2 protein-coding genes are annotated in these 2,112 nt (G+C 71.5%); both read right to left on the bottom strand.

Features of this window, described 5'->3' with window-relative positions:
• Positions 1-99: 99 nt before the first annotated feature.
• Complete coding sequence (locus EAO70_RS36730) at positions 100-1,152, bottom strand: helix-turn-helix domain-containing protein (RefSeq protein ID WP_148007105.1); 1,053 nt, start codon at positions 1,150-1,152, stop codon at positions 100-102.
• Positions 1,153-1,311: 159 nt separating this feature from the next.
• The gene (locus tag EAO70_RS36725; RefSeq protein ID WP_148007104.1) at positions 1,312-1,833 is read right to left on the bottom strand and encodes a DUF427 domain-containing protein; all 522 of its coding nucleotides are present in this window, start codon (positions 1,831-1,833) and stop codon (positions 1,312-1,314) included.
• Between the last annotated feature and the right edge of the window lie 279 nt (positions 1,834-2,112).

The following is a 2,112-nucleotide window of genomic DNA, read 5'->3' as shown; positions in this document are numbered from 1 at the left end:
GACCGCCCCCGGCCACCGTCACCGGCGCCGAAGCGTTCCCAGGAGGGTCACTATGGCAAAACCCGCAGCTCAACGCACATCTGAGAGGTGAGTGTCTGGTCACACGGCCTGGCCGAGCGCGCTCTGGTACGGCTCCGCCGGACGGGATCGCGCGCTCCACCCGTCCGCCGCCGAGTTCCTCCAGTCGATCGGGGACTGCCCGTACGCCGCACGGAAGACACGGCTGAAGTGCGAGGCGCTGGTGAACCCCCACCGGTGTGCGACTCCGGCGATCGTCGTGTCGGTGGCGTCCCTGCGGGCAAGGGTCCGCCGGCACTCTTCGAGGCGGCGCCGCTGGATCCAGCGGCTGACGGTGACGCCTTCGCCCTCGAAGAGCTTGTGTAGATAGCGCACGGAGACGTGGTGGGCGCGGGCGACCAGCTCGGGCGTGAGGTCGGGGTCGGTCAGATGGGCGTCGATGAAGGCGCGGATCCGGGTGAGGAGCACGCGAGCGCCGCTCGGTGACTCCGTGGTGTCCGCGCCCCGCTGTTCGTCGGCGAGGACGGTGAGCAGGTCGATCACGTTGCGGGCGATGAGCTCGCCGACGGGCTCCGGACAGGTTTCGGCGGTGTCCACCAGCTGCGACAGGAGCGGCGCGAGGATCCCCCCGACCGCGGATTCGGACCCGACGGGCAGGGCGGTGATCCGGGAGACGTCGGACTCGTCGAGGCCGAGGACGGCCCGCGGCAGGACCAGGGACTTCGTCTGGAACGGTTCGGGGAGGGCGAGCCGGATCGGGCGCGCCATGTCGTAGACGAAGAGCTGTCCGGGGAGTACGACGTTGTCCCGGGCGTCCTGTTCGACGCGGGCGCCGCCCCGGCTGAGCAGCTTCACGACCACGAGGTCCTCGTCGTCGGCGCAGGCGATGAGTCGCTTGGTCCTGTGGGCGAACTGGGGCTCGCTCTCCACCGTGACCGCCTGCACGCGCCCCAGTGCCGCGGTACGGATCGTGCCGGACCGCACCTCTTCGGGTATGGCCATGTCCACGGCTCCGAACGTCCGGGACAGTGCCTCGCGCCAGTGGCCGCGGCGGTGCGCGGCGGGCACGGTCTCCGCGGCGTGGCGGGTGCGGATGAGGGGGCCGGGCGCGGATGCCGGCGAAAGCGTGTGCATGGGTGTTTCCTCTGGCGGGTCGAGCTCTGACAGCAGCCTGTCAGCGAACCGCGCGGCGGCACATCACGTGAATCCGCTAGATCATGTGATGCCTTGCAGGTCAGGGGCGGGGCGTGGCGAGCCGGCCTCGTTTGTCGGACCCGTTCCGCCGGTCGGCCGTCACCAACCCCATGTGCCCGGGCCGCCCTTGAAGGGACCTTCGATCTCGGGTGTGATCCAGCCGCCGTAGAAGTCGCCCTCCTGGGCGACCACCACCTCGCCGTCCACCGTGCAGCGCGCCGCGGAGGGGTAGAAGGCCAGATGGCCGCGGAGCGACTCGTACGGTGCGAGGGGCTGCTCGTAGCTCCAAGCGGCGCGGGGCACCACGATGTCGGCGACGACGACATCCCAGTAGGTGGCCGCGCCCTTCCACTCGCAGACGCTCCGGCCCGCCCCGGCCCGCAGGAGTTCCGTGTGCACGTCGCCGCGCGGCAGGTAGAAGACCGGGGGGTGGCTCGTCTCCAGGACACGCAGGCTCTCGTACGTGTCCGCCACCACGTGGGGCCCGACCGTGACCCGCACATGACGGTCGTCGGCCGTCAGCCGCGGCGGCCGCGGGTAGTCCCACACCGACTCCACCGGCCGCGCCCCGGCGGGTCCGTGTCCCCGGGGGCCGTCGGACTCGTTGTCCACGTCGCTCATGGCCTGCCCTCACCGTTCGCCTGCTGCCCGTACCGCTCCTCGCCCGTACCGCTACTTCTGCCGTGGACCGGACCGCGGATGCACGGTCCTGCATGACGTGCATGGGTGCGTGGTTCGGGGGCACACGAGCTCTGGAGCGGAGGACATGGCCGCTCCTTGAGGGCCTGCGGTCTCCCCCCGTCCGCGCGGGCCCCGGGCATGGTGGAGGTGGCCGGCTCGCATCCGTCAGGGCGCGGGCCGGTCACCGTGTCCTGACCCCGGACGTCCTCACCCGGAGAT

Source organism: Streptomyces sp. adm13(2018) (genome assembly GCF_008042145.1).
Lineage (GTDB): Bacteria > Actinomycetota > Actinomycetes > Streptomycetales > Streptomycetaceae > Streptomyces.
The sequence above is the reverse complement of the archived record's forward strand: the minus strand, read 5'-3'. Positions and strand labels throughout refer to the sequence as shown.